The organism is Burkholderia sp. NFPP32, assembly GCF_900119325.1.
In the GTDB taxonomy this organism is placed as follows: Bacteria; Pseudomonadota; Gammaproteobacteria; order Burkholderiales; family Burkholderiaceae; genus Burkholderia; species Burkholderia pyrrocinia_C.
The window spans coordinates 218393-244960 of sequence record NZ_FPJP01000003.1; the positions used below are offsets into that span (position 1 = coordinate 218393).

Here is a 26568-nt window from a genome sequence, read left to right on the forward strand (position 1 = left end):
CGTCATCAAGAGACCGCACGCCGATTATCCATTATTTTGAAGTAAATCCATGAAACATGCGGGAATTATGCCCCTCCCGAGTCTAATGGAAGAGCACTGAGGGCATGTCGGCGTACGTCGGCCATAAGTCCCGCCCGCTTATTGTCTACATAGGGTTTCCCCCGTATGATTTTGCTCGGCCGTGAGAGAGGCCGGCACAAGGAAAATCAAATGGGAGCGCAGGACCTTATCGCGTTGATGAATGCCGAAGTACTCCAGTCCGACCGGATTGTGAAATTGGATACCCCGGCCGGACGGAATGTACTGCTGCCACATATCGTGGCGGGTACTGCTCGCCTGGGCGGCAATTTTGAGATTGTCGTCGATGTTGTTTCGCTGCAGGATTCAATCGAGTTGAAGTCGCTCATTGCGCAGCCTGTCACACTTTGGACTCAGCAGGTCGACAAGACCTACCGGCCGAGGCACGGCTACGTGCATACGGCAAAACGCTTGGGCGCCGACGGGCGACTGGTGAGTTTGCAGCTGACTTTCTCGTCGTGGCTCTATTTCCTGAAGTTCCGCAAGGACGCTCGCATCTTCCAGGACCAGACCGTCGAGACCATCCTCGAAACAGTCTTTCAGGGACATCCGCAGGCGGTAGGTGCCTATCGCATCGATGTGCAGAAGCCCTCGCCCGCGCGCTCATTCTGTGTCCAGTACGAAGACGACTGGAACTTCATGCACCGGCTGATGGAGTCGGAAGGCTGGTTCTACTATTTCGAGCACGCTGATGACGGCAAGTCGCACACCCTTGTCATAACAGACGACCTGTATTCACTCAAGCCACTTGAGCCAGAACATGTCCGGTTCTATCGGGCCGGCGTCACGCGCCAGCCCGACGCGCTCGTGCACTGGTCGGGCACGCGGAGCTTGCAGAGCACGTCGTATTCGACGAGTACGTTCGACTATAAGAATCCCGACGCGCGCAAGGAAAAGTCATTCCCTACCGTCGCGAACCAGGGCGACCTGCCGCAGCAGGCTGAGGTCTACGAGTACACCGGACCGTACACATACTTGGACGATGACCGCGGCGACCAGCTTACGAAGCTCAGGCTAGAGGACTGGGAATCGCGCGCCAAGCGCTTCTACGGCGTAGCTAGCGCACCGAGCATTGATGTGGGGCACTGGTTCAGCTTGTTGGACCATCCAGGGCACGACCGGGATAGTGCCGACGACCGCAAGTTCGTTGTTGTCGAAACAAACTGGTACGTCCGCAACAATCTGCCAGTGGGCGAAAGTCGCCCCTACCCGCATAGTCTGGACGCCCGTCTTGCCGAGGTTCGCGATGCTCACCATGAGTCAGCGTCGGCATTCACGGTCAAGGACGCCATGGGCAGCGAGGGCTTCTTCCTCGTCGAGGTCGAAGCGCAGCGTCAGAAGGTGCCGTTTCGCAGCCCGTTCGAGCACCGGAAGCCCGTCATGCACCTGCAGACAGCGACCGTCGTTGGCCCAGGAAATGAGGAGGTCTACACCGATTCACTGAACCGCATCCTTGTGCGCATGCATTGGGACCGACGCGAGGGTCTTGGAGCAACATGTTGGGTCCGGGTCGCCTATTCCGACACGGGCGGCGGTTACGGCAGCGTGCATGTGCCGCGAGTCGGTGAAGAAGTCACCATCGATTGGGTCGGTGGGGATTGCGACCGCCCCATTGCGACAGGTCGCGTCTACAACGGGGCGACGCAGCCTCGCTGGCACTCGAATGGCATTCTGTCTGGGTTCAGCTCGAAGGAGTATGGCGGCGGCGGATACAACCAACTGGTGATGGACGATGCGACGGGCCAGAATCGATTGCAGCTCTTCTCGTCGCAGAGCAGCTCCATGCTTCACCTGGGGTACCTCATCGCGCAGAATGGCAACACGCGCGGCAATTACCTCGGAAGCGGCTTCGACCTTCGCACGGATGCCTACGGCGCGATTCGCGCCAACCGCGGGCTTTTCCTCACGACGCATTCTGGCTTGGGGACGGCACCCCAGCAGCTCGAGGTCCAACACGCCCAGCAGCAACTCGCCGGCGCGCACAACCTGGTCGAGTCGCTTTCCGATGTCGGCATCCAGCACCAGGCCGAAAGCCTGAAAGCGGGCCAAGATGCGCTCAAGGCTTTCACGGACGCCACGACTGACAACGCTCAGGGGCAAAGCCAGGGGAACGGCGGTCGCACAGCGGGAGGCGGCACGGGCTCAGCCAACGCGTTCAAAAAACCTATTCTTCTGGCCGCAAGCCCCGCGGGCATTGCTTTGTCGACGCAGCAGTCGGTGCACTTGGGCGCGGACGAACACGTGAACGTGGTCAGCGGTCAAAGCACTCACATCGCGGCCGGAAAATCGCTGCTCGCGAGTGTCGCCGAACGCATCAGCCTGTTCGTCCAGAACACCGGGATGAAGCTCTTCGCTGCGAAGGGCAAGGTGGAAATCCAGGCGCAGTCGGACAACATCGAGGTGACCGCGCAGAAAACGGTCAAGGTGCTGTCGGCGACAGACAAGGTTGAAGTCGCGGCAAGCCAGGGTGTCCTGCTGACATCTGGTGGCGCGTACATCCGAATCCACGGCGGCAATATCGAGATTCACGCCCCAGGCAAGATTGACATCAAGGGGGCACAGCATGCGCTCGCCGGTCCCACGAGCGCGCCCTACGACTTGCCGGCCCTGCCCAAGGGCGACCTGCACAACAAGCTTGAGCTGAACCTCACGGACGGCAAACTAAAGCCTGTGCCTGGTGCACCGTACAAGGTCGTCTTCGACAACGGCACCACCCTAACCGGCAAGCTCGACGCGAACGGCCACGCGTTGCTGCATGACGTCCCAGAAGGGACTGCTCAGGCGTTCTTCGGCGAAGACGTGCGCCCGTTCGTGCAGCAGCCCTTGCCGGCAGCGACGGCACTTGAGCAGGACGACATCCTGAAGGAGTTGCATGCGGGTGGCCACCAAGGCATTACCCAGGAAAACCTCGCGAGCCTGTTCAACCAATTCTCCGGCCGCCCTGACCTCAAATGAATACCACCGACCAACAAGCCATTGAAGACGCTGTCGAGCAAATTGGGCTTTCGATGGCGGCCAATGCATTTCCGCTGTTCTACGTCGCGCAGAATATCTATGACACATCGGAAAGCGTCCTGAACGTTTGGAACGCGCGCAGCAGTGCCGACGAGATGGCTCGGGTCGAAACGGGTATTGACCTGGTCTTTGCCGTCGTCGGCTGGGTGCCGGTGGTCGGTGCAGGAGTCAAACGTACCTTCCGACTCGTCAACCACAAGTCCGAAATCTATGGACCGTTGCTGTTCGATATTCTGCGGCTCGTACTCCAGCGCGCGCATTGCCCGACCAGCCCCGAAGAGCTGGTCGACAAGCTGTTTGATGCGTCGGGGCTGAAGAAGCTGCTGACTGAGTCGCGCGAACATATCGAGAAATCCTGGGTGTACCGCGAGATGCCGCAGGCGGGACAGGCGACCTTCAGTCAGGCGCTCGCCTTCGTCGAGGTCAATCTGCCGTTCTGGTTGACCCAGTTCGTCGAGCGCAAGCTCATGCACTGGAGAAAGAAGCAACCAAACTCGTCGGCGGAAGGTTCCGTTGCGCTACGCAAAGAGACCGAGAAGCCGGGGAAGGTTGGTGTTGAGGCGGAACAGGGCCATAACCGGTCGACCTCCGCGCCGTCCACGGGCGTCGTGAATGCCAAACTGGCGGTGACGGAAATCACCAACAGCCTCACGGGCCTGCTTGGTGAGCACATTACCGACTACTACTGCTACGGGAAGCTGAAATGGGGTAGCGGCTGGGAAGCCCACGACCAGGGATACCTGGGGTGCTGGGCGCGTGAGCCAGGAGTCGATGTCCCCGGCAAGCTTAACGACCACGGCAAGCTCGCCAAGCTGTTTGCGCCGAAAGCCAAAGGACAAGGAATTGACGGTGTGTGGCGGGCAACACCATCGAACAATGAAGGAAAGCGATTTGCCATCGTCGAAGCCAAGTCCTCGAAGGTAGACCAGCCTACCAAAGCGCCGAATGGCAAACGCAACATGACGCCCAAGCTCGGTACGGCGGAGCGAATAGTCGATGAAGTGCGACCACATGGGGATGAGTTGCTTGAGCCGCCCGTAGAGACACCCAGCGCGATATCGCCGACTCCAGTTTCCGGCGGAAAGGTCAAGGGAAGTCGTGCCCCCGCCAAGTCAGGCGGAGCCGCGCCAACGACTCCGCCGGCCGCTCCTTCGGGGCCCCCAGCAAAGCGAGCAACACCTAAGATTGTTCAGATGAGCACCGATTGGATTACCCAGAATCTGAAGGACGCGGTTGGAAGTCGTTTGCAGATGGAAATCTTAGAGCACGGCTATTCTCGGCATATCGTGTATGTTCCGTTTTATCTTCCTTGTGCAGCCGCGCACGAGGTGGCGTTGTTGGCCGGCAAGGAACATGACCATGGCGACCACGATGTCCCGCTCACGCACCACTACCGTGAAGCGGAAGTCGAGGAAGCGGTAAAACGAAAGGAAGCGCGCTTAGCTAAGGCAAGGCAGGTCACAGAATGAATGATTTTTCGACGCGAAAACGCCAACGCTTCATCAGCGAGCAGTATTTCGACTGGCTGTCGGCCTTCCAGGCCCAGTCCATCGAGAAGTGGACGCACACGCTGCCTGCGAATGGCACCGAGGCGGTAAAACGCGCAACGGCTGCCTGGTTGCGCGCTACCGCCCGTTTTGAGCTGATGATGCTTCGATACACGGCGGGAGAGCCCATCGCATCAATGCGGGAAGAGCTGGAAGAGGTGGTGACTGCGTACGAAGAGTATGCGGCGCGTCAGCGGGTCGCCCGCAATGACCCGCAATGGCCGGCACTGCTGCTTACCGAGTTACCCGATTATGAACGAGGGATGCAGCTCATCGGTCTTTGCCACCTATTGCATCGGGGTGATCTGCTGCCGCGCATCGCGGCCCTCGAGGACGGGTACTATCGTGGACAGGACACCCTGTTTGAGGACCTTCTTGCCTACGGCATGGAGGGACGGGTAGATGTCGACCAGTGGTATCACGAGTCGTACCGCGATTGCATCAACAGCATTTACGTCGACGGAGACGATGAAAGCATCGCCTATCTCAATACGTACCTCGAAAACTGGTATGCCTCCATGGAGAAGGCTGGATGGCATGACACGCATCTCGACCTGTCTGAACGTGGCGGCGGGTATTTCGGATATTGGGCAATTGAGGCAGCGGCGATAGCATACCTTCGCGGGCTGGACGATGCACCGCTTCAGAAACATATTGTCTATCCGAAGGATTTGGTGGACTTCGCCAGAACCTTTGAAGAACTTCCGAAATCCGCGCCAGCGCCTACCGGCCCAAAGGCGGTGCGAACCGGCCAAGTCTGTCCTGAAACCGGTATCTGGAAGGCACACGGCTATCACGTGCCTGGCGTGCTGGTCCAGCAGGGCGAGCCCATGCCTGAGGTGTTCGCGCCTGACAAGACTGGGGCTTACCGCATGCAGTCCGCTCTCTGGGAATTCGAACGCAAAGCGTAAGTTCTTGTGGCTGGCGCTACCGAAGAGGTACGTCAGCCGCTCAAGTTACTGTTGGATTTGCCGATACGCCAGAATGGAATGCTGCCGAGTTGGGTAGCAGCAATAGCGGACCAGGAACAAACGACGTGGAACTGAGTCATCAAGGGCGCGGCCTACTGAAAAATCTCCGGCATCTCTTTGTCGGCAATCATGCTCGGGAAGAAGATGTAGTACCCACGGGCGAGTCTACTGAGCGCTACCTCGCGACTACGTTCGTTGTCTGGCGATTCGAGCACGACGTCACGACGACTACGTCGAAAGGTAATGCCTCAATATCCGGCGCACACTTCGGTTATAACTCCGCCGACTTCCAGAATCACCTGCGGATGTTGTGCGAGAAGGCTGTACGTAACCGTGACATTCGCGTTCCGTTCATGCAGCGCATCGATGTCGCCGGCGCGAATGGACTCGAGCTATCGGCAGCAGTCCATCCTGTTCACGATTTCGGCTCATACTCCGTGTTCCGCCAATGCGGGAGTTGCAGTGGTAGCGGCAGAGTGTCGTGTGGAGGCTGTTCGGGCAGAGGACGGAACAGCTGTTCCAACTGCGGCGGTGTCGGCTCGAGGAATAGAACGGTTACGCATACCCGATGGAACGGCAACCGTAACGAGACTTACACGCAAACAGTTCGCGAGACTTGCGGCTTCTGTATTGGCAGTGGGCGTGTTGTTTGCGCGCGTTGTGGGGGCTCAGGTAAGCAGACATGCGGTGCATGCGCGGGACATGGATTCTTCACCGACGTTGCTCGTGTTCAAGCGTTGGCACGCCCGTCATGGCACGTGCCGCCCCACCGCGGACTGGCCGCCGATGCGCTTGTGCGAGCCCTTGAGCGAGGAGGACCGACCGGTGCCCGGAGATTGGTCCCGTTCGAGCTGACCGGTACGGAATACAACGACAATGACAACTGGGTCGCGTGCTATGAAGGCACCGCCGACGTTGTCGAACTCAGCCTCAACGTTGTGCAGAAGCCGTACAAAGTAGCCGCTGTCGGCAGCAACATCGTCCCTATCGTGACGCCTCCGGTATTTGACCAACTGCTGCGTGCCGAGTTAGAGCGGATTGCGGCATTGAGCAATAGTAAGCGGGGACGCTCGAAGGTCCGGCGGCAAGCTAAGAGGCTCTTCTCATCACTATGTGAGTTGCCGGTCCTGGACCGTTCGATGCGCGCACTGGCGAAGCTCGACAAGCAGGCCCGAGCGAATCCCGAGCATGCGGTCACCCGCGCAGCGGAGGGTTTCATCACGAAGGAGGCAGCGGAGTCGATTGGCGGAGCGTTTCTCCACGTACTTGACAAGATTTCGCCGCCAAACTCGCCGGCGGCTTGGGCTCTTGTTGCTGCGTTCCCCGCAGTCGCTGGTTTCGTCGTTACGGCCAACAACTTCGCAAACTTTTCGATAGCGAATCCGTGGGGCGCTCTGCTACCTCTGACATTCGCCGTCGTCATTTCAGTGCTGACCATGATACTGATGTCGCCGTTGGGCTGGATGCTCAGCGCCGCGACAAGCTCTCTTCTGCGGCGAAAAGTGCCAATTGAATACCGCCAGCGCGGGCGCAACTGGGCGCCATTGAAAGGAGCGTGCCTGTTCTCGGCTATTGCGGCTTTTGGTGGCGCGCTGTACGGTGCTGCCGGCGCCATGCACTGGGTGCCAACGGTGCGAGAAGCAGCGACTCCAGCGATTGCGTATGCGATGACGCATACCGCTACGGATTCGCAGGCGCACGTTCTTCTCGCAAAATTCGCGACATCGGCCCCGGCTGGAGTGGGAACTGCAACGCTAAGCGAAACCGACGTTCGTCGCGCGGTCCAACGACAATTGATTACCCGTGGATATCTGCGTGGGCAAGCGGATGGAAACATTGGGCCTCGCACGATTGCGGCGATAGTGCGCTACGAGCGCCATGAACACCTGAGTTCGGCAACTTCGATGCAGGACCTCATGGCGTACATGGAGCAGCATTAGCGGGAAACTACTCGCCCGAAACGCTGCTCTTGAAACATCGTAGCTTGCGCGCACTGCGCGTCGCTTGGGAGAAATCACGGAATGAAGGAGTCGACGGAAGGCAAGCTTTGCGGCCCTGCTGTTTGGCCGGCGAGGAAGGACAGGTCGAGCGACAATTTCGCTTGGAGACTGTTTCGCGTTCGAGATGAAAAGCGAGACCGATATCACATGCTCGCGGTTGGAACGCAGGAATCGGGGGACACCGGGCGCGAACGCATCGACCTTGTCGCTTTTCGAGTTGAAACCGACCGATTCGGTGATTCGCGTGCTCGTGAAGAGGTGTGCTCAATGTCTGCCCACCGTTCGTTCGGATTGACGCTGACGAATGGCTTTGTGATTGTCGAGCAAGAATCTTTGCGCGGTCTGAATATCGGAAGCTTATGCTTTAACGAAATCGTGAAGTGGGCGCGCCGGCTCGCGCCCGACGACCACGTGATGCCTATTCAGTTACTCGGCAGTCACGTTGGCGCGTATGGAAGGCGAAATCTCGAGCGCCGCCATCGCTTCTACCAGCGATTCGGGCTAACGTTCGAATTCGAGAGTGGGGACGTGCACCCGCTGGCGAGCGGCGAGTCTAAAGACATGGTAGGACGGGACCTTGTCAGCCATTCGATGGCCAAGTTTCCGAACATCGTAGAGGTTGACCTATTGGCCACGCTCCAAAGCCTCGCGATGGCACAAGAAGAACTGGAGGATGACGCGCGTGGCCTGAAAGATGGCATCGCCAGTTTGCTTGCCGAGCGACGCCGGCGCAGCGACGTAGTGGTGCGTGTGGCGCGGCTGCTCCGGTTGCCGGTCGTTGTGGCCGCACTTGCGGTCGGCGCGATTCTCGCCCGTCCCGGGCACTTCGGGCTGCATCTGTAACCCTTCGCCTTTCTTTCCAGGAGGTGACCTACCAATTTGACGTACACAGAACGGCAACGCGGCGCTCTACGCGACGTCGCTAGGCACTCACCCGGCATCGAAGTCAGCACTTTATTCGCACTCGTTACGCCATTACGCGAAAAGGTCTCGAACGCGCTCGAAGGGAAGTCCTGATTCTGCGGCACGTCGAACCTTCCGTTCGAGCACATGATTCAACGGAAGCTGTCTGTCCAATGCGTCGAAGAGGTCAAGGCCATCCATACAAATGACGCGCTTGGCGCGACCGAAGGCGGCCAACCCGTCGGCAGTGAATCCACTGTTGCTCACGAATAAGCCTCGGGCCCATGCGGCTTTCTGCTCAAGCTTTCCGTGGAAGGCGTGTAAATCGGCCGCTCCCGTGAGTTCGGACTGCCACTTGGCCTCGACTAGGTAGGTTTCTCCCTGTAGCACAAAGCTGCCGTCTATCTGCTCGCCGCGATGGCGAAAAGGCTCTCGCGCTTCGAGGCCAAAGCAGTCAAACGCCTCCTTGAGCCACGCTTCAAACGCGTAACCTCGCGGATGGGGAGGCAGCGACGACAGCTCAAGAAGCTTGTTCTTGAGTCCGGCGATTCGCTGAACATCAAGCGCAGACTTTGGCGGTGGATTTGCACCAAAGGTGACCTCCGGCTTTCCCTCGAGGCGATTAATGAGAGAAAGGAACTGTCCTTCGGCGTTGACTACCCAATCGTCCCGACCCTGCGACTGCCGAACGGCTTCGCGGTATTTCCATAGGGCCTTGAGCGTCTTGATGGCGGTCGCCAAGTCCACTTTGTTCAAAAAGCACCGCAACCGCTTCGCTTTGGAGGTGCCGTTATCAAGGTAGGCTGGGTCATCGATGTCGACATCGAGCTCTTCGAGGAAGAATATGCCCATAGTTCGGTCTGAAAAGTTGAGCACATATCCGCTATTCATTTCAAACAAGTCGTCGACGAGCTTCATGTCGAAGGTTCGAATATTCGGTGTCTTCATACGTTGCATAGTGTCCCTGCGCCGTGGTAGTCGTGCCGGCTTCAGTTTTCTGCCTGCACTGCAGGCCGCCGCTCTTCTTGGGTTCAATCTTGGAGAACCAAGAAAGTATGCCCGAACCTGACCCGAGCATTGCCAAATGTTCGGCGTCGATGACAGCAGGCTCACTACACATGTAACGGCCCGCGCGTCGTTGCAAACACAGAGCCGTGTCGATACCCTACGGATGGACTCCTCGTATTATCCCGCACATGCGCTCCATTTCATCGATGCCTCGGAACATAAGGATTTACCTTGCCTGACCACATCTGCTACGAATGCTTTGAAGACTCCTTCCTCCGTGAAAGAGTCCAACGCGAGGGGGACGTTGACGAGTGCAGAGTCTGCGACGAACGGCGCGAAGGCATATCTGTCGAACAACTCGCCGAATGGCTAGAGCCCGTTATGCGCGACAACCTTGGTTGGGGCCGTGAAGTACCAGACTTCGGCGGCGGCGACAGCGACCGCATCAGTTACCGCCGCCTTGGCGCCCCCCCTCGAATACTGGGTGCAGACCTTTCTCGGACAGTATTTCGATTTCCAGAGCGAAATAATCGATGCCGTCATCGACAGCGAGTTCGTCTATCCAGGGGATGGCGAAGAGGCATTCTGGGACGAAACGATGGAATACGAAGAGGTCAAGCACAGTGGAGGAGACTTCGGTCTTGCATGGCAAGAGACCCTCCAGGAAGTGCGGCATAGAAGGCGCTTCTTCAGCGAGAAGGCCCGTAAGTTTTTCGCCGAGCTGTTCGCCGATGTGGAACACATGCACTTACCCGGCAAGCCCCGGTCACCCGTCGTGCGCACGCTCCGAACGGGTACGCGACTCTATCGAGCACGGGTTATCACAAGCACCCCGCTGCTTGCCGAAATGGTCGCCGACCCTTTGACACACATCGGCCCACCGCCTCAGCACCTTGCCCGAGCCGGCAGGATGAATGCGGAAGGAATTTCAGTCTTCTACGGCTCGCTGGAATCGGCAACCTGTTTGGCAGAAATGCGCCCCGCGATTGGCAATGACATCGCGCTTATTGAACTGCGCACAAACAGGCCCCTGCGTGTTTTGGATTTCTCGAGGCTTGAGAGAGCGCGCTCCAGCAAGCCTCTCAGCTATTTCCAACCGGACTTCCAACAGCAACGAAAGCGGCGCAACTTCTTAAAGATACTTCATACGCTGATTGCCCAGCCAGTCACGCCAGGTCATGAATCTGACTACCTCATCACCCAAACGATGGCAGAGTTTCTTTCCCACGTCGCAAGTCCTTCGTTCGATGGAATTTTGTTCAAATCGACGCAGCATCAGAACGGGACAAACATCGTGCTGTTTCCGAATGCGATGCTCGACGATGCTGGTGAGCCTCTGGCATTGCCAGTGTCTCTCACAAATGGGAAAGTAAACCTGTTTCGAACCGAATCCATTTCTTATTCGCACGCGAAGCTGGACTTCTATCGGCGGGAGGACTCGGATGAGGTTATTGTCTTTCGCGATGACGAACCTCAACCAGACGATGCGCTTTGGGACGACTGGCCGGACTAGGAAAGCGTATGGTGCGAAGGGATGGTCAGCTTGTGACTGGAAACGTAGCGCGACATGAGGGTGATTCGCCAGCGCGTTGGCGCGAGCTTGACGCCCAGTTCGCCGCGCGACGGCGGCCGCGTGGCGAGAACATAAAGCTGCTGATAAGTTCAGGCCTGGCAAGCGAGAAGCGCAGGCTGGTCTGTGTAGCGGGCTACCATAACAAGAGATTTTGGGAAGCATTTCGCCTGTACCCGGGCCTGCTGTCGCGATAGTCGCCGTCGGTACGGAGCCGGGGCTCTTCTGCCAGTCGCATCGATGGGCTCGCTGGCGCGCTGCCGACGAGCAATAACGTTGACCGGGAACATGCAGCAGCGGCACGAACGGCGTTGCCACAGGCGAGACAGGGGCGGGGATTTGACGCGAGCCCTCCATGTCGGGTTGCGACTGGCGAGCGCTACGCCTCAATCAGCCCTGAACCCACTGGCCCGGGACGGGATAGAGAGAGGACTATTCGGTAATTGCTTCGTTAAACGACCGTCGCGATTTGCCTGGCGCGTTAGTAAGCGAGTCTCAGAAAGCTGGACATATCTCGGCCGCTGGTTTGCGTCGAGATGCCGCTCTCGGCGGACGTCTTTGCGATTGACCTGACGCTCCGCCGTGGTTTTGTGACGCGATGAGCCTCCTTCACTTTCTCATCGCGAATTAACTGAAATAGAGAATTTATCGAGGGGTCGGCAAAACCTCGTAATTGAGTGTCAGATAAGCGTCGACATTCTGAAATCTATGCCATTCATTATTTGTCGTCGTCAACGACACCTGCAATCCGAATTTTTCACCCACATGTCGAGGAGTTAGCTTCAAATTGAATGACGTGCCGACGCCCGACTCCGCCGGATAAATATTATTGACGACCCATTTAATTTCATATTCGCTCGGCGAAAACGAGGAGTCCACTTCAACTTCAAACCTAATTTCGTCTTCAACATGCAGAGAATACGCGTCAACGTTGTAATGAAATTGTGCCTCTGCAGGATACACCAGGGTTCCCATATTGTCCGAAAATCGGATAAAAACTGGAGCCGGAAATTTCTCGTTTTTAGCCATTTTAGAATAATATATTTTTAATGATTTTACGATATCGCTGGAGTAACATAGGGCGCGCTCCAAATCGTGAATCGACTGGGTCGGGCCATTTGCATGGGACAATGCATTGCGTATTGGAATAAGTACCTTTATGATTCTTCGGATATGGTCTTTCCCCCACGGAAACTCCTGCTCAAACGCATCCTTGAAAAAGTTATTGTAGGGCTCTTGCTTTGCAAGCACTGCCCCGAGGTCGTCTAATAGTAGGGCATCAATGGGCCGACTATATTGCGTCGGATTTTTCTCCGAAAATTTCTGTGCTGTGTCTTTTGCTTTTTGGGAAAAAATGGGCTGACCAGCTAATATTGCCCCGTCGATATAGTCTGCACCGAACTGCGCGGAAAGTTTATCGTGAATAATCCTACGAAGCCAGAGTTCACATGTTTCCAATCGCTGACGACAAGCATTATGTACGTCGTTTGAATCAAGAAGATGAAGCGCCATAAAGCATTCCTGTCCTGAATATTAATGTTGCACTACAAGTCGAAGCTGCCGAGCCACATTGAGACCGCCGGTATTTTCTGCATTCGAGAGCCGAAGTCGACATACCAACCCTGACTCATCCTGTTGAGAAGCATCCATATTTACGCTAATTTCTTAAAATGTACATCGGGTCGACGTCGAGTGTTCGGCGAGCCTCGGTGCGTCGTTCCGCGATAGCGTTTTGGCTCTAATTTTAGTCACCTACCCCAATAACGGCTTTTCACTAAGAATCTTGAGTGTCCTCCGGCGGCACGATTTCGCGATAGCGGAGTGCGCGCCATTTCGACTGTGCGTGCCTGATAGTCGCGATAGTCGTTATCGGTTCGGAGCCACTGGTTTTGTCAGTCATGTCGACTGGCGCGCCGGCACTCTTTCGACAAGCAATAGCGCTGGCGGAGATGCATTACGTGAGCGCGGACGTGGCGGCTAGTCAGCATATTCGCTAGGCTGAGACGGCCATGGGGGATTCAGTAATTACTTCGCTAAACCGCACATCTCGCGCGCGGTTAGCTCGGCACCACAGCCCATTCACTCGCAGCTGTATTCGCCCGGGTGCTGGATTCTCGCCCGCGCCTTGATGGGCGATAGTGATGTGAGAATTCTGTCAGGACGAACCAAGAACTATTGGCCCGTTTGCGGATAGAGGGTGCAGTTATTGACGAAATCCCGGATTTGGCCCCGGACTGCCCGGATGTCCGCAGCCCCCGTGCTCCCTACCGCCCCGTCCGCCGCCACCCAGGTGGTGATGGTGTTCGAGACCAGCAGTTTCTGGATTTCAGCCGGCGAGAGAACGCGCTGTACCCAGACTGTCGACTGAACTACACTCAGGCCATCGGCTGAGCCACCCTTGCGCCGGGTTTGAATCGTCTGGTCGTCGAACGTGAAGTAGGACTGGGTCGCCCATTCGTATTTTCCTTTGGCATCCTGAGGGCTGGTCACGATACCGCCCATCATTTCCAGCTTGCCACCTGCACAATCGATGATGAACCGGGCGCTGTAGCTCGTGTATTTCTGCTCGACCCGCAGATACGTCGCTCCTTGGGCCTGTTTCAATTCGGCGGTCGTTGGCAGCGCCCCATTGTTCGAAAAGTGGAGCCTGCTGGCATCGGCGGCACTCAACCAAAGAATGTCATTGGGCTGAACCGAAGCTGACGCCGAAAAAGCCAGCGCATCCACCCCCATTCGTTGCAGGTACGCGACCAGCAAGCCGCTTACTTCCTGACTGACTTCACTGCCAATGTCCTTCTGCGAGGAAAACTGATGGATGCCGAGACGCGTGTTTCCGCCCGAGTAATAGCGTCCGAGTCCGCCTGCAAACGCGTAGGCACACGCGCTCGCGCAGAAGCCGCGCGAGACCATCTCGCCACCGGCATAGCTTGCGATTCCCGTGTCGAATCCGAGCTTCCTGATGGTGCCACCAAGCGACATGCCGCCCATGAGTGAGCCGCCTGGTGAATCGAACAGCACCATCCCACTCTCAATGTGATTCACGCGAACAAATTGCTCCAACTCGCGCGCACTGGTTGCCGTAATCTCGCCTTCTGCGTAGATTGGTGTGCGTCCCCCGTGAAGGCCCATCCATACAATGACGGCTCCGGGGTTGTGCTTCGGAGCCGAGAACGTCATCGCATTTACCGCATTACTTGCGACGCTGAAAAACAGCAAGATTAGCCGCAGTAATTTCATGGTCTCATGCCCCGACTTTCCATCGAATATTCGTCTCAACGACAGTGATTCTTTTCCCTAACGCGTCCTCTTCGTGGACGGTGAGGAGCGACAGTGTACATTTCGGATGGCCGATTCTGGGCGTCGCAACCGTCGATTTAGCTTGATTAGTTTGTTTGGCTGCGAACCCGTTGCTGAACTCTTGCTCGACTTCGGCTCAGGAAGCAGAATCGTCCACCATGCTATCGGTGGGACTGAATCGCCGATGTTGGCTTCATACTCACGCAACCGTGCCAGGCCCGGAAACTCGTCAATCGCGCGGGCTATGAGGCGGCGCGCAGAATCCTCATCACCAGCAAGCCTATACAACTCAGCGATGGTGAGCGCCCCCGCTGCACCGAGAACGGTACCAACATTCAGTTTTTTGCCTCCATATCTACGTCGAATGTATGTGTCGAATATCGCTTCGCAGCTTTCTGCGCTCCAAGGCGGCAATTGACCTCCATAGACGTACAGAAAGAATCCTTCGGGGCATTCCGTGTCCAACTCGCTAATGAAATTGTCCATGCGCTTCCGATAACGATGCCTTTCCTCTTTTGGCAGGAAGTGAGAGAACCAAAAGTGAAGCGCAATTAGTGGCCGTCGTTGCTCAGGTTTTGCCAGTGACAGCAACAGCACCTCAATTTTTTCTGTGACGCCGCGAATGTCTGTGACTGGCGAAGCACTCAGCAGCGCCTGCTCGACTTGCTCTAAGAATCCATTCAAATACAAATAAGCAGACTGGACGGAATATCCTTCCGCATTATATATCCACATACTTGGTGAAAGCGGCGCCCGCAATAGATTGGGGAAGTCGTCCATGTATGCGACTTCCTCGGATTCTGTCGTCGGGGCGCGAGAAATAAACTCGAGAATTACAGTGCGCGCGACGCGTGCTAGCCCCTCAAACGTCAAAAAGGGCATGCCATCCACGGCCATCAAATCGGTCAATGCCATCGGCGATGCCAGCAGTCGCGGTATCGACTTCAGTGCGTGGACATAACCTGAACGGACGTTATACGCATTCTTCAGCGCAACTTCCAAGTCCCCCTTACCTACTGGCGCTACTCGCCCCTCGGCTTCGCCCCGAAAAAAATCGCGACCAAGATGAGCCAAGGTAAATTCGCGAAACCTTCGGCTGATAGCAACATGTTCTGCCCCAAGGATTGCTTCGCGAACGGCGAGCGCGACATCAGTTGACGCCCCTTCGAGAGCGCGGTCAACAGGCTGTCGTTTCTTCTGGTCGTAATCGTCCCACTCAGGGCTAAAATCATCGAACTCCTGCGCGAGCGATTCGATAGCGGCAACCAACAGGGCATACGCAAGGTCTAGGTCATCGGCCAGACGATGAGTTGCCGTCACGTACCGTCGAATCGCTTTCATTGCGCCAGAAAACGATTTTCGCTCGAGCTTGAGCAGGTCGTCCAAGAAGGTGGAGAGACGCGGGCCGGCCTGGACGTCATACGGCAATGACATATCAAACATTTTTGATACGTATTGCTTGGGAAGTTTGGGAATACCTAGTGGCGGCCGTTGCGCGGTAAGCAGGCGCATCGCCAAGTCGTGGTCTGGTGTCAGTAGGCGCTGTAGGGAAAACGAAGATACAGCGGCAAAATCATGAATGAATGCATCCGGGCCGACCGACAGAATTACGCCTACTGCGCGAACGTTCGGCTGGCGTTCGATGACCTCACATACGAGGGTTTCGATGTCTCCCCAACGCGCTGCGGGTGATAAATTGCCGGCCGGCGTCGTGATGCAATCGCCCAGCAACGTATGGAGGTTCGAATACAGCACACCTCGATGAATCGTGTCGTAGGTTTCGGTGGTGTTGAAAAACTTGCCAGTGCTGATTTGGAGCATTGTTTTATCCGTGGGCTAGTTCCTGCGCCACGAATTCTTGGTGCACTCGTGACTCTGGTTGTTGCACGTAACACACTAGCGTGTCTACATCATTTTCCCCATCGGAGTCAATGAAGGACTGGGGCGTGAGATGAGAAACTCAAACTCAACGGAGGTCGGCTGGCATGGTCCATGGGTATGCGAGAGCTCTTGCTGATGCTCGCCTCTGCTGACGAGGTTACCGTCTGCGGACTCATTCAGACGATGGCAATATGCTCGCTCAGGCGCTACCCGCTCAATGTCGACCTTGAAGTTTCGGCCGCCGCATTGCCCGGGGTCGCCGATGATTGCTGCGCTTGCAACGAGTTCGAGTTCCGCATCTGTCATCTCGAACACGCTGAGATTTCGTAACGCCAAAATTTGAGCAGCGCCGAACTCTGAAGCAACTTAAGCAACCCGCTTCGATTCTCCAAGGAAGTGTGTCAAGGCGTGACGGGAGACGCGATGTAGAGGGCCTCCCCGCAGTTCCCAGCGTACGTAACTCAATGTATTGCAAAAGCGAGTGTTCGGATGTTGACGGTGGTCACGCAAACATACGTTCTATTTGACGTCGCCGGGTCAGCCACGCAAGTTATTGATTTACCGAGAGAGTTCGGGCGTAACCGGAACCTGCGGTGACGCGTAACCAGAATTAATGTACCTCAGCAGGCTGGCAACTTCGAATAGTTTCACTTAACGCGCCCCGCGAAGTTTCACTTAACCGCCCTTAACTTCCCGCAAACGACCACTGGCCGGGGTTTAAGTGAAACTGTTGCTTCGGCGAACCGGCTTGGCTGAACGTGATAATAACCAAGAACAAGGATCCGCCGATATCTACGCCGCCGAATAAGCTAACCGCACCGCAACCGCCCCCTCACGCGATGTACTTATTCTTGATGCGAATATCGCGCCCCTGAAACGGGCCGGTATCGTGATCGTGCACATGCACGATCACCTGCTTCGATTCGAACAGCCTCGATACCTCGCGAAAATCCTGATTCACGCGCTTCATGCCCTCGAACATCTCGGCATGCAGCACTGCGTCGTCGAGCTGCATTTGCGCGCTTCCTGCGGCCCGTTCAAGATGGACGTGCAGGAAGCTCGTCAAGTGCTCATCCTCGGTCGCGGCGAGCTGGAACGTGCTGATTGCATCGTGCAGCACCAGCGAAGCGGACAGAACCTGCTCGATATCGGACGGGAACACCTTCGCGCCGTAGAACGGCACACTCGAATCGTTGCGGCCGTAGACAAACAAAAACGGGAAATGGCTGGTCCGCGACGCGAAGTCCGTCAGGCGCATGCCATGTGCCGACAGGCGCTTGTTCAACACCCGGAATGTATACGTCCCTCCCGAATCGCGAATGTTGTAGCGGATCTTCGGCGCGGCGCCGGACTGGCGTCCGATGGTCACAAGCAGTTCGCCGTCGGCATTCGTTTCGATCACGTAGTCGAGCGCGTTGTACTGGAAAATCATCGGCGGCGTCTCGCGGCCGAACAACTCGCGGCACAACTCCGGGCGGCTCATCAGCGCGCGCCGCAAACCAATCGTCGTCGGTGTCTCGACGCCGATGTTGATCTCGAGGTCCGACGCGCCATACGACGAAATGACCGTGCTCGCCTTGCGCAGCAGATGGTCGCGCAGCGCTTCCGACAACCCCTCCCCGCCAACGATGAAATCGATGTGATAAGGCGTCAGGTCGAGATCGCATTCGTCGACCACCGAACGGATAAACGGCGGGTAGCCAAATATCAGGTACTGATATTTCGGCCCGAACAGTTTCAGCGTGTTGATCAGCTTGGCCTTGTCCGGTCCGATGGACTTCATGATGCCCACGTCGACGAGCGACATCGATACGTTCATGCCCGTCGCCCACGGCCCGAGCGCAAAGCAGTTCAGCAACATCTTGCCGGAGTCGCGAAACACTAGCTGATAGTTCAGTTGCAGGATGCGCTTGACGTCGCTGCGTTCGGCCGCGCTGCGCACCCAATTGTTGGGCTGGCCGGTCGACCCCGACGACTCGTCGATGACCACACCTGACTTTGGAATGGCTCCGCCATAGCAGCGCTGCTCGATCGAATAGCGCTTGATGTAGTTCTCCTTGGTCATGGCGGGCAGGTCCGCCAACCGCCACTTCCCGCCGGCCCGGTAGCCCTCGGCCTTCAGGAACTCGATGTACGCCGGGCAAGCCGTGCTCGCCTTGAGAAATGCCACGCGGGCGCGTATGCGGCCGACATAGGCCAGATAGGGCTGAAACACCGGTGCGTTGAGGAACACATAAAGGCGGCCGTCGACGCTGATCACGCGGCGAAGGAACCATAGCGTCCAGAGAATGGCCTCGAGAAACAGGCGATAGAGCGTATTCATGCGGATCTCGGAGAGTGGGACGGAACCGGCGAATCGACGAGGATATCGGCGAGCGCCCTGCGCTGGCTTTGCGGCGGCGTACGCGAGTAGCCGACCTTGAAAACGAGCCATGCCCTGTCTACCTGGGCATGCGCGTTGAACCACGCGGCGGCGTCAGGGTTCGTGACCAGGTTGCCGTACGGATGCAGATACAGGCCGAGGCTCGTCAGCGCCAGCCAGAAGCGCAGCAGGAAACGACCCGACTCGATCGCATTCTCCGGGTTGAAGAAATCGCCGCTCAGCACGCCGATTGCGGGTACATGGCCCAGTTGCGCGCGATACCGGCGCTTGAAATAGAAACGCGTCGGCCTGAACGTCAGGATTTTCGACAGATGCGCGGAAAGCCAGAACTCCGCGCGCGACAGGTTCATGCAGCGCCAGTCGAGACCGTCGCGATGGCGGGTGGTCGAGCGTTCGGTGAAGCGAAACCAGGCGGTGATTTCGTCGTGGTAATCCGCGACGTTCATGTCGTGGAACACGGCGTCAATGTTCGCAGCGATGATCGGCTCGATAAGTCCGGCACCCGACAGGTGCGTATATCGATGTCCCCATTCGTCGGCCAGCGCCGCCAGTTGCGTGACCGCCGCGTCCGGTACCGGTGTCGGATCCATCGGAATGCGCGACGTGCGGCGTGCCATCATCAGCGCGGACGGGTCGTCGCGCGACACCCCGGCGTTGGCGACGAGCCGCAATGCTGAAAACGGAATCAGCCCCGGCGGGGTCGGCCGGGACAGGATGGTCGCGAATTCCTGCACCGGACGATGCAGTTGCCATTCGACACGCAAGCCGTGCGGTGCCGCGAGCAGATCGATCGCTTCGATGAACATGCCCATCGCGGACAACAGGAACGAACCGGTCGCGTCCTCTTTCGGCAGCGTGCGCGTGCCATCGACGAAAAGCTCGGCGCAATCGTCCGAGATCAGTTGCACACGCCACGGTTGAACGTTATGGGGCGACGGTGCATGTCGGGCAACGGACAGGATCGTGTGCCAGACGGAAAAGGCTTCAGTGGAAATCCCCGGCATATCTCGTGGCTTCCTTATTGTTGTTCGGCGGATTGCCGTTGTGCGCGAGAACCCGGTCCCTCTCAAGACCGGGGTTAAGCTGTGCGCATCTTACATGATGGTCAATGTCCCTTCACGCGTGCCCCGGCCGACCACAACTGGGAGAAGGGGGCACACCCCCCACTTGCCCGGCCGATCAAACCTTTCCTTACTTTGCAAAGTCGCCCCAGCCGCGGTTCTTCGCGTCGCGAACCCGAAGCGACGCAACGCCCCCTCGACAACGACATCCCGGAACATTGGTGCATGTCGCGCACGGCTGTATTGTTTCGACCGGCCGCCGACTACACCGCGGTCGCACGCACTCGTGCAGAGGATCAGCGTCGAAGCACGGGACATGCGTGCACGCCGGAAGCCGGTCAAGATCATCGCCTCGTCCAGGAAAAACGCTACTTCGACAGACGCAGCTTCTTCGACAGCACGACACCGCTCGACGGGCTCACCAGCCAGATGGCATGGATATCCATGTGCAACCTGGAGATTCTGGTCGTAATGTCCGTCGGCTCGTCAATGCTCGGATCGACATGCTCGATTTGTTCGGTCAGGTAAGGCCGAACCAGGCGCCCGGAAAAAACGAGTGCGAAGTCGCCATGCGTTTGGGCGTACACGGCGGGCGAAAGCCGCATGCGGCTACGAACCGTGGTCATTTTTCCTTTCCCGGACTCGAGTTCGATGATGTCGATCTGCTGGATGTACCCTTTTGCCTTCGCTTCGGGTGCAATCACCAGCCCTCGCCCTCGTGGCCCCGTCGTGACCTTTCTGAGCAGGATGTCCGTCCGGTCGTCTCGCTCTACGTCGAACAGATCGACATCCAGCGTCAATAGGTGCCGCTGTGACTGGTACCTCAGCCCGTACCGCACCGGCACCACGAACGTCACGTCACGATCCAGATCGACGGCCGCCAGGTCGGGATTCGGGACATGCCGGCCGGCAGCGCCGGGGACCAGGCCGCGAACCCGGTTGCTCAACGAAGGTGGGATGGTGCTGATGTGCTGCTTCTTCAGCGCATCCCGAATTGCAACCGGGTCGTCGCCGACAATCGGTCGTGCGGGTGACGTGTCGTGATTGACAGCGGGCGCGATGTGCGTCGTGCCGTCGACAGCCTCCGCCTCTGCATGCGCCGCGACTGGCGCCAGCATCATCGTCAACGCGACAACGCACACGAAGTTCGAACGACCCAACTTGGATTTCCGGTGAAACACGGCGAACTCCTGATTTTCTCGCAGAGCGGTCAACGACGAGCACTATAGAGTGGAATGATCGGCAACGCATCCACTGCTTGAATTCACCGATGGTCGGCTCATCTCATCGTAAGCTCATTGTCGGCCCGGCAGCAGGTCAACGGGCACACTGCCGTGTTGCCCGGGCGACAACAACCGACCGGAAGCGAGCGGCGGCGCACATGTCGGCATGTCGCCGCGCGACCAGTCCGGTGCCGGGCGGACCTTGACGCAAGTTCCGCCCGCCGCCCCCCATCAAAACACCGTATGCAACCCCACCCGCGCCACCGTCTGGCTCGCCGAACTTGAAGCCCCATTGGGATCCAGCACGCCATTGACCTGCGCATTCGCGCCGCTGTTCGCGCGCTGGTAGTCGGCCGAAACATAAACCATCGTCCGTTTCGACAACAAGTATTGAAGCGCCACGCTGAGCTGATGAGCATGGTTGTTGTTCACCGCTTCATTACCCTTCATGTACATGTATTTCGCACCCAGCACGACGTCCGACCTGACGTGCCACACCCCGCCGCCTTCGGCCATCCACACTCCGGCATCGTTGAACGAATTCCGCACGGTAGTCACCAGCGCACTCGCGGTAACGACACCAAAGTCGTAGTGCATCCCGATGCCCCAGTTGCGCACGCTGGTCGACGGCACGCCCGGCGCCGGACCGTACTTCTCGTTCGTATAAGCCGCGCCCACGCCAAACGCGCCCACTTCATAGTTCAACCCGGCGCTGACCGCATTGTCCGCGCCGATCGAACCGGCCATCCCGCCGAACGCATACATCACGCCGCCGGACAAACCCGCGACCGCCGGCGATCTGTATTTGACCGAATTCGCGATCGGCTTGCTGCCTGCCGTGCGATCCCAATCGAACGCACCGGTCGGATTACCCGGCAGCGCAAGACGCTGGAACGGACCATTCCTGAAACCGTACAGCCCCGAGATGTCCCTCGCAATCGCATTCCCCTTGGAAAAGAGGGAATCCACCATGAAGTCGTACTGATTACCCAGCGTGATGCTGCCGAACCGGTCGCTCTCGAGGCCCACGTAAGCGTTACGCCCGAAAATTCCGGACCCGATGATCGCGCCGTTCGCCATCGAGAACTGGTTCACGAGCGCGAACGTGGCGCGATATCCGCCGCCGAGGTCTTCGGTGCCGCGGAGGCCGAAGAGGTTGGGTGCGAATATCCCGTCGTCGAATTTGACGTTCTTTCCGCCACCCTCGTTGCTGACATACGTGATGCCGCTGTCGATAAGACCGAACATCGTCACGCTGCTCTGCGCCCATGCGCCCTGCGCTACGGCAAGAATCGCCACTGCTCCAAACCCGAGTTTCATCACGTCTCCGTCTTTTTATGGAAATGCGAGCCTGCCACCCGCTACGTGGCGGGTTCTCGCTCAATACTTCGCACAACAATGCCTTGATCCCGGCAGATATAACGACGCCGACAATATGATTAGCTTTACTGATTTATAAATTCGAAGATCGCTGTATGAAAAATGGATTGCCCCACCCACACCGATCAGAACACTCGAATCAAGCGCCTCGCCAGATAACCCATGCGGCAGAATCCACCTCGACAGCCACGGCTTCCAGCGCCGAGCCAGAACACGGTCCGTCGATACAGACACCGTCATCGAACCGGAACAGCGCACTGTGATGGGCACACATCAACACCTGCGACCGGTAGCAGGAAACATTGCCCGGCACAAAATCGAGCGGCACCGAGAAATGCGGGCACCGATTCACATACGCCCACACTTGCTCGCCGCGTCGCACGACGATCACGGGGCGTCCGATGCAAGCTTCGTCGACGACCCGCGCGCCGCCGTCAGGCACATCGGAAAAGCGGCACAGTTGCGTTGCGTCCATGGCTCACACTCTCTGCTCGGGGTTTCCGAGGCTCCAGTCCCACGGACGCACTTCCACGCGCGAGAACAACCCCTCCTTCACGTACGGATCGTTTCCGACGAACTGCATCACCGCATGGATGTCGTCGGCCTCCACGACGAGCAGCGTTCCGTTCATCGCGTCCCCCTGCGGGTCCAGCGTCGGGCCGCCGAGCCGCACATACACGCCGTGCTGCGAAGCCGCGCGCAGGTAGCTCCGATGACTGGGCCGCACGCGGTCGCGCACGTCGCGCATACCGGGCTGGTCCGTCGCAAACACCGCGAAAAATCGAGCCATTCGATCAGCTCCGGTCAAGGACGAAGTCGTACGTCGCTTCGCGGTAGGGGCCGTTCAGTCCGAACTGACGGGCGAGCTCGTCATCCGCGGCGCGCGGGCGATACGCGACCATCAGCGACGGCTTCACGCCGAAGACGGCATCCGACTTCAGGTACGGGTCATCCTCGTCGAAAAGATGCGTGACGAGCGTACGGAAGCCCGGCGCGTCGATCATGAAGTGCAGATGCGCGGGTCGCCACGGATGGCGGCCGGTGGCGTCGAGCATCTTCCCGACCGGGCCGTCGGTCGGAATGGGATAGCTGACCGGCAGAATCGTCGTGATCGCGTAACGGCCTTCGGCATCGGTCCGGTAGCGGCCGCGCAGGTTGCCGTGCGGCTGCGCCGTGTCCTGCCCGGAATACATGCCGTTTTCCGCGGTCTGCCACACGTCGAGCACGGCGTCCTTCACCGGAACACCGTCGGTGGTCAGCACGCGCCCATGCACGACGACCGGTGCGCCCGGCGTGAGCGCCATGTTCTCGCCATGCGCACGCTCGGGCATCCCCTTGATGTAGAACGGGCCGAATACCGTCGTCTCCGTTGCGCCGGTTGCGAAGCGATGGTTGATCGCATCGACGAGCATCGAGACGCCGAGCGTGTCCGACAACAGGATGAACTCCTGGCGCACCACGTCGTCGCACATCTGCCCCGTCTCGGTCAGGAAGCGGATCGCCGCCATCCACTCGGCTTCCGTCAGTTCCGTCTCGCACACGAACGCATGAAGATGCCGCACGAGGCTCTGCATCAGCACGCGCAAGCGCGGGTTCGGCGTGCCGTCGAAGCTGGCGACGACCTGCTCGGTCAGCCTCGTGTCGCTGTCATGGTGGTCATTCGTCATGTCTGCCTCCCTTTTTGCTTCCAGCCGTTCAATGCGGCGCGCGCCCTTCCCACGCGTCCTGAAGCAGTGCACGAATCGCCGCGCGTTCGATCGGCCGCGGATTCGCATACGGATTCCGGCATGCGAGGTCGGCCGCTTCGTCGAGGCCTTCCTGCGGCATCCCGATGTCGGCGAGCGCCGGCGCGATGCCGAGCTGCTCATTCAGCCCGAACAGCAGCGGGCCGGCTTCGGCCGCATCGTTCCCGCCCAGCGCTCGCGCGACGCGGCGCAGCGCGTCGGGCGCGGCGGCATGGTTGTAGTGCGCGGTATGCGGCAACATGGCCGCATGCGTCTGCGCGTGCGGCAGGTTGAAGGTGCCGCCGAGCGTATGACAAAGCTTGTGGTGCAACGCCATGCCGACCGCGCCCAGGCAGGTTCCCGCGAGCCACGCGCCATACAACGCGCGGCTGCGCATCTCCCGGTCTTCCGGATCACGCACCACGACAGGCAACGCTTCGCCGAGCGCGCGAATCGATTCTTCGGCCATCAAACTGATCACCGGGTTCGCGTCTTCCGCATAGAGCGCCTCGACGGCGTGCGCCATCGCATTGATACCCGACGCCGCCGAAATGCCCGGCGGCAGCGACAACGTCAACGACGGGTCGTAGAGCACGGTACGCGGCAGCACGCGTGCGTCGCGCCCGGTGCGCTTCAGCCGGCCTTCGGTGAGCCCGTAGATCGGCGTCATCTCCGAGCCGGCGTAAGTCGTCGGCACGGCCAGGATCGGCAGCGACGATTCGAGCGCAATGGCCTTGCCCAGCCCGATCGTCGAGCCGCCGCCGATCGCGATGCAACAGTCCGCGCCCAGTTCGGCGGCCATCTCGCGCGCGGCACGCGCGACTTCGACTGGAACGTGCATCACCGCCTGTGCGCACACGCCGGCCGCACGCTCGCCCAGTACCGCCTTCACGCGGTCGGCGAGCGGCCGCTGCTCGGGCGTGGACAGGATGAGCGCGCGCTGCGCGCCGAGCGCCGACAGCTCATCCGGCAGCCTGGCGAGCGCGCCCCATTCGAACACCACGCGGGAAGGCGTGCCTTGATAGACGAAACGTTCCATGAAAGCCTCAGCGCTTGAAGTGCGGCGGCACGTTGCCGTCGACATTGACCCAAACTGACCGAGCTTCAGTGTAGTCGTGCATGGCTTCGAAGCCCATCTCGCGGCCATAACCCGACTTGCCCACGCCACCGAACGGGCTGCCCGGATTGACGCGCTTGTAGCAGTTGATCCAGCACATGCCCGCGTTGATCTGCGACGCCATCTTGTGGGCGCGCGAAAGGTTTTGGGTCCAGAGGCCGCTGCCCAGCCCGTATTCCGTCGCGTTGGCGATGGCAAGCGCTTCGTCGTCGCTGCCGAAGCGCAGCACGGTGACGAACGGGCCGAACACTTCCTCCTGCGCGATGCGGTCGGTCGCGCTCTTCGCTTCGATGACCGTCGGGCGCACATAGTAACCGCCGGCGAGCGCCGGATCTTGCGGCGCGCTGCCGCCGGCGAGCACGCGGCCGCCCTGCTCGCGCGCGACGTCGACGAACGACAGCACGCGCTCGAGGTGCTGCTTCGACGTCAGCGGGCCCATCTCGGTATCGGCGTCGAGCGGGTTGCCGATCCGGATCGACGATGCGAGCGCAACGAATCGCTCGAGGAACGCGTCCGCGATGCGTTCGTGCAGCACGAGACGCGAACCCGCGATACACGCTTGCCCCTGGTTGTGAAAGATCGCCCAGGCGGCGCCGTTGATGGCCGCGTCGAGGTCGGCATCGTCGAAGACGATGTTGGCGCCCTTGCCGCCCAGCTCCAGTTGAACGCGCTTCAGGTTGCCCTGCGACGCGTCGACGATCCGGCGGCCGGTTGCCGTCGAACCCGTGAACGCGATCTTGCCGACGCCCGGGTGTTCGGCGAGACGCTGGCCGGACGTATGCCCGTAGCCGGGAACGATATTGACGACGCCCGCGGGAAACCCGACCTCGGCCATCAGCTCGGCGATGCGCAACGTCGACAGCGGCGTGATTTCGGACGGCTTGAGTACCACCGTGTTGCCGGCGGCCAGCGCCGGGCCCATCTTCCAGCTCGTGAACATCAGCGGGAAATTCCACGGCACGATCTGGCCGACGACGCCGATCGGCGCGCGCTGCACATAGTTCAGGAAGCCGGTTTCGACGGGAATCACCGAACCCTGCAGCTTGTCGGCCATGCCGCCGAAGTAGCGGAAGCACGCCGCCGTGCGCGGCACGTCGAGCGCGCGCGAATCGCGAATCGGGTGGCCGGTGTCCAGCGATTCGAGCTGCGCCAGCTCCTCCGCATGGGCCTCGATCGCATCGGCGAGGCGCAGCAGCAGCCGGCCGCGTTCGGCTGCCGGCATGGCCGACCATTTCGGGAACGCGCGGGTCGCCGCTTCGACGGCCAGGTCCACGTCCGCCGCGGTGGCCGCGGCGATCTTCGTGATGACGGAGCCGTCGTGAGGATTCAGCACGTCGATCGTGCCGCGGTCGACGGCGTCAACGAAGCGCCCGTCGATGAAGAGTTGGGTTTGCATGAATCGTCCTCGGT

19 protein-coding genes are annotated in these 26568 nt (G+C 59.0%); 6 read left to right on the forward strand and 13 right to left on the reverse strand.

Annotated elements, in window-relative coordinates; translation table 11 throughout:
* The first annotated feature begins 210 nt into the window (after positions 1-210).
* The 5 genes from BT264_RS08010 to BT264_RS08030 all read left to right on the forward strand — a co-directional run bounded on the left by BT264_RS08010 (position 211) and on the right by BT264_RS08030 (position 8454).
* Positions 211-3033 carry a type VI secretion system Vgr family protein gene (locus tag BT264_RS08010; RefSeq protein WP_072438538.1) on the forward strand — a complete coding sequence of 941 codons (2823 nt, stop codon included), beginning with the start codon at positions 211-213 and terminating at the stop codon, positions 3031-3033.
* On the forward strand, positions 3030-4562 hold the full coding sequence (locus BT264_RS08015) for a hypothetical protein (protein ID WP_072438414.1): 1533 nt from the start codon (positions 3030-3032) through the stop codon (positions 4560-4562). The genes BT264_RS08010 and BT264_RS08015 overlap by 4 nt, the downstream gene beginning before the upstream one ends.
* On the forward strand, positions 4559-5551 hold the full coding sequence (locus BT264_RS08020) for a PoNe immunity protein domain-containing protein (protein WP_072438412.1): 993 nt from the start codon (positions 4559-4561) through the stop codon (positions 5549-5551). The genes BT264_RS08015 and BT264_RS08020 overlap by 4 nt, the downstream gene beginning before the upstream one ends.
* A gap of 896 nt (positions 5552-6447) precedes the next feature.
* On the forward strand, positions 6448-7551 hold the full coding sequence (locus BT264_RS08025) for a peptidoglycan-binding domain-containing protein (RefSeq protein ID WP_072438410.1): 1104 nt from the start codon (positions 6448-6450) through the stop codon (positions 7549-7551).
* Positions 7552-7758: 207 nt separating this feature from the next.
* Positions 7759-8454 carry a hypothetical protein gene (locus BT264_RS08030; protein ID WP_072438408.1) on the forward strand — a complete coding sequence of 232 codons (696 nt, stop codon included), beginning with the start codon at positions 7759-7761 and terminating at the stop codon, positions 8452-8454.
* A 132-nt stretch (positions 8455-8586) separates the two neighbouring features.
* Here BT264_RS08030 and BT264_RS08035 read toward each other — a convergent pair whose 3' ends face one another.
* A complete protein-coding gene (locus tag BT264_RS08035; RefSeq protein WP_072438405.1) occupies positions 8587-9432 on the reverse strand; it encodes a restriction endonuclease in 846 nt (281 codons plus the stop codon).
* 496 nt (positions 9433-9928) lie between these two features.
* Here BT264_RS08035 and BT264_RS08040 point away from each other — a divergent pair, with 496 nt between their 5' ends.
* Complete coding sequence (locus BT264_RS08040) at positions 9929-11035, forward strand: RES family NAD+ phosphorylase (protein ID WP_072467028.1); 1107 nt, start codon at positions 9929-9931, stop codon at positions 11033-11035.
* Positions 11036-11737: 702 nt separating this feature from the next.
* Here the strand turns inward: BT264_RS08040 and BT264_RS37960 are convergent.
* The 12 genes from BT264_RS37960 to BT264_RS08105 all read right to left on the reverse strand — a co-directional run bounded on the left by BT264_RS37960 (position 11738) and on the right by BT264_RS08105 (position 26554).
* Positions 11738-12604: a hypothetical protein gene (locus BT264_RS37960; RefSeq protein ID WP_072438401.1), complete on the reverse strand. Its 867-nt coding sequence runs from the start codon at positions 12602-12604 to the stop codon at positions 11738-11740.
* Positions 12605-13264: 660 nt separating this feature from the next.
* Positions 13265-14329 carry a COG3904 family protein gene (locus BT264_RS08050; protein WP_072438399.1) on the reverse strand — a complete coding sequence of 355 codons (1065 nt, stop codon included), beginning with the start codon at positions 14327-14329 and terminating at the stop codon, positions 13265-13267.
* 57 nt (positions 14330-14386) lie between these two features.
* A complete protein-coding gene (locus tag BT264_RS37965; protein ID WP_143155713.1) occupies positions 14387-16210 on the reverse strand; it encodes a hypothetical protein in 1824 nt (607 codons plus the stop codon).
* A gap of 892 nt (positions 16211-17102) precedes the next feature.
* Complete coding sequence (locus BT264_RS39825) at positions 17103-18593, reverse strand: phenylacetate--CoA ligase family protein (RefSeq protein WP_072438393.1); 1491 nt, start codon at positions 18591-18593, stop codon at positions 17103-17105.
* Positions 18590-19723, reverse strand: coding sequence for a nitroreductase family protein (locus BT264_RS08070; protein ID WP_143155712.1), 1134 nt, complete (start codon positions 19721-19723; stop codon positions 18590-18592). Before BT264_RS08070 ends, BT264_RS39825 begins: the two co-directional genes overlap by 4 nt.
* Before the next feature lie 359 nt (positions 19724-20082).
* Entirely contained in the window at positions 20083-20895 is an 813-nt protein-coding gene (locus tag BT264_RS08075) for a hypothetical protein (RefSeq protein WP_072438537.1), read from the reverse strand.
* Between the two features lie 273 nt (positions 20896-21168).
* Entirely contained in the window at positions 21169-22257 is a 1089-nt protein-coding gene (locus tag BT264_RS08080) for a porin (protein ID WP_072438389.1), read from the reverse strand.
* 199 nt (positions 22258-22456) lie between these two features.
* Positions 22457-22792 carry a Rieske (2Fe-2S) protein gene (locus BT264_RS08085; protein WP_072438387.1) on the reverse strand — a complete coding sequence of 112 codons (336 nt, stop codon included), beginning with the start codon at positions 22790-22792 and terminating at the stop codon, positions 22457-22459.
* Positions 22793-22795: 3 nt separating this feature from the next.
* Positions 22796-23107, reverse strand: coding sequence for a YciI family protein (locus BT264_RS08090; protein WP_072438385.1), 312 nt, complete (start codon positions 23105-23107; stop codon positions 22796-22798).
* A gap of 4 nt (positions 23108-23111) precedes the next feature.
* Positions 23112-23984, reverse strand: coding sequence for an intradiol ring-cleavage dioxygenase (locus BT264_RS08095; protein ID WP_072438383.1), 873 nt, complete (start codon positions 23982-23984; stop codon positions 23112-23114).
* Positions 23985-24012: 28 nt separating this feature from the next.
* On the reverse strand, positions 24013-25080 hold the full coding sequence (locus BT264_RS08100) for a maleylacetate reductase (protein ID WP_072438382.1): 1068 nt from the start codon (positions 25078-25080) through the stop codon (positions 24013-24015).
* Positions 25081-25087: 7 nt separating this feature from the next.
* Positions 25088-26554 carry an aldehyde dehydrogenase family protein gene (locus BT264_RS08105; protein ID WP_072438380.1) on the reverse strand — a complete coding sequence of 489 codons (1467 nt, stop codon included), beginning with the start codon at positions 26552-26554 and terminating at the stop codon, positions 25088-25090.
* Positions 26555-26568: the final 14 nt, after the last annotated feature.

Coding starts and splice junctions, on each gene's coding strand:
- BT264_RS08020 (WP_072438412.1), top strand. CDS start 4,559: ATGAATGATTTTTCGACGCGAAAACGCCAACGCTTCATCAGCGAGCAG.
- BT264_RS39825 (WP_072438393.1), bottom strand. CDS start 18,593: ATGAATACGCTCTATCGCCTGTTTCTCGAGGCCATTCTCTGGACGCTA.
- BT264_RS08100 (WP_072438382.1), bottom strand. CDS start 25,080: ATGGAACGTTTCGTCTATCAAGGCACGCCTTCCCGCGTGGTGTTCGAA.
- BT264_RS08095 (WP_072438383.1), bottom strand. CDS start 23,984: ATGACGAATGACCACCATGACAGCGACACGAGGCTGACCGAGCAGGTC.
- BT264_RS08090 (WP_072438385.1), bottom strand. CDS start 23,107: ATGGCTCGATTTTTCGCGGTGTTTGCGACGGACCAGCCCGGTATGCGC.
- BT264_RS08030 (WP_072438408.1), top strand. CDS start 7,759: ATGCTCGCGGTTGGAACGCAGGAATCGGGGGACACCGGGCGCGAACGC.
- BT264_RS08010 (WP_072438538.1), top strand. CDS start 211: ATGGGAGCGCAGGACCTTATCGCGTTGATGAATGCCGAAGTACTCCAG.
- BT264_RS08105 (WP_072438380.1), bottom strand. CDS start 26,554: ATGCAAACCCAACTCTTCATCGACGGGCGCTTCGTTGACGCCGTCGAC.
- BT264_RS08050 (WP_072438399.1), bottom strand. CDS start 14,329: ATGAAATTACTGCGGCTAATCTTGCTGTTTTTCAGCGTCGCAAGTAAT.
- BT264_RS37960 (WP_072438401.1), bottom strand. CDS start 12,604: ATGGCGCTTCATCTTCTTGATTCAAACGACGTACATAATGCTTGTCGT.
- BT264_RS08015 (WP_072438414.1), top strand. CDS start 3,030: ATGAATACCACCGACCAACAAGCCATTGAAGACGCTGTCGAGCAAATT.
- BT264_RS37965 (WP_143155713.1), bottom strand. CDS start 16,210: ATGCTCCAAATCAGCACTGGCAAGTTTTTCAACACCACCGAAACCTAC.
- BT264_RS08085 (WP_072438387.1), bottom strand. CDS start 22,792: ATGGACGCAACGCAACTGTGCCGCTTTTCCGATGTGCCTGACGGCGGC.
- BT264_RS08035 (WP_072438405.1), bottom strand. CDS start 9,432: ATGAAGCTCGTCGACGACTTGTTTGAAATGAATAGCGGATATGTGCTC.
- BT264_RS08080 (WP_072438389.1), bottom strand. CDS start 22,257: ATGAAACTCGGGTTTGGAGCAGTGGCGATTCTTGCCGTAGCGCAGGGC.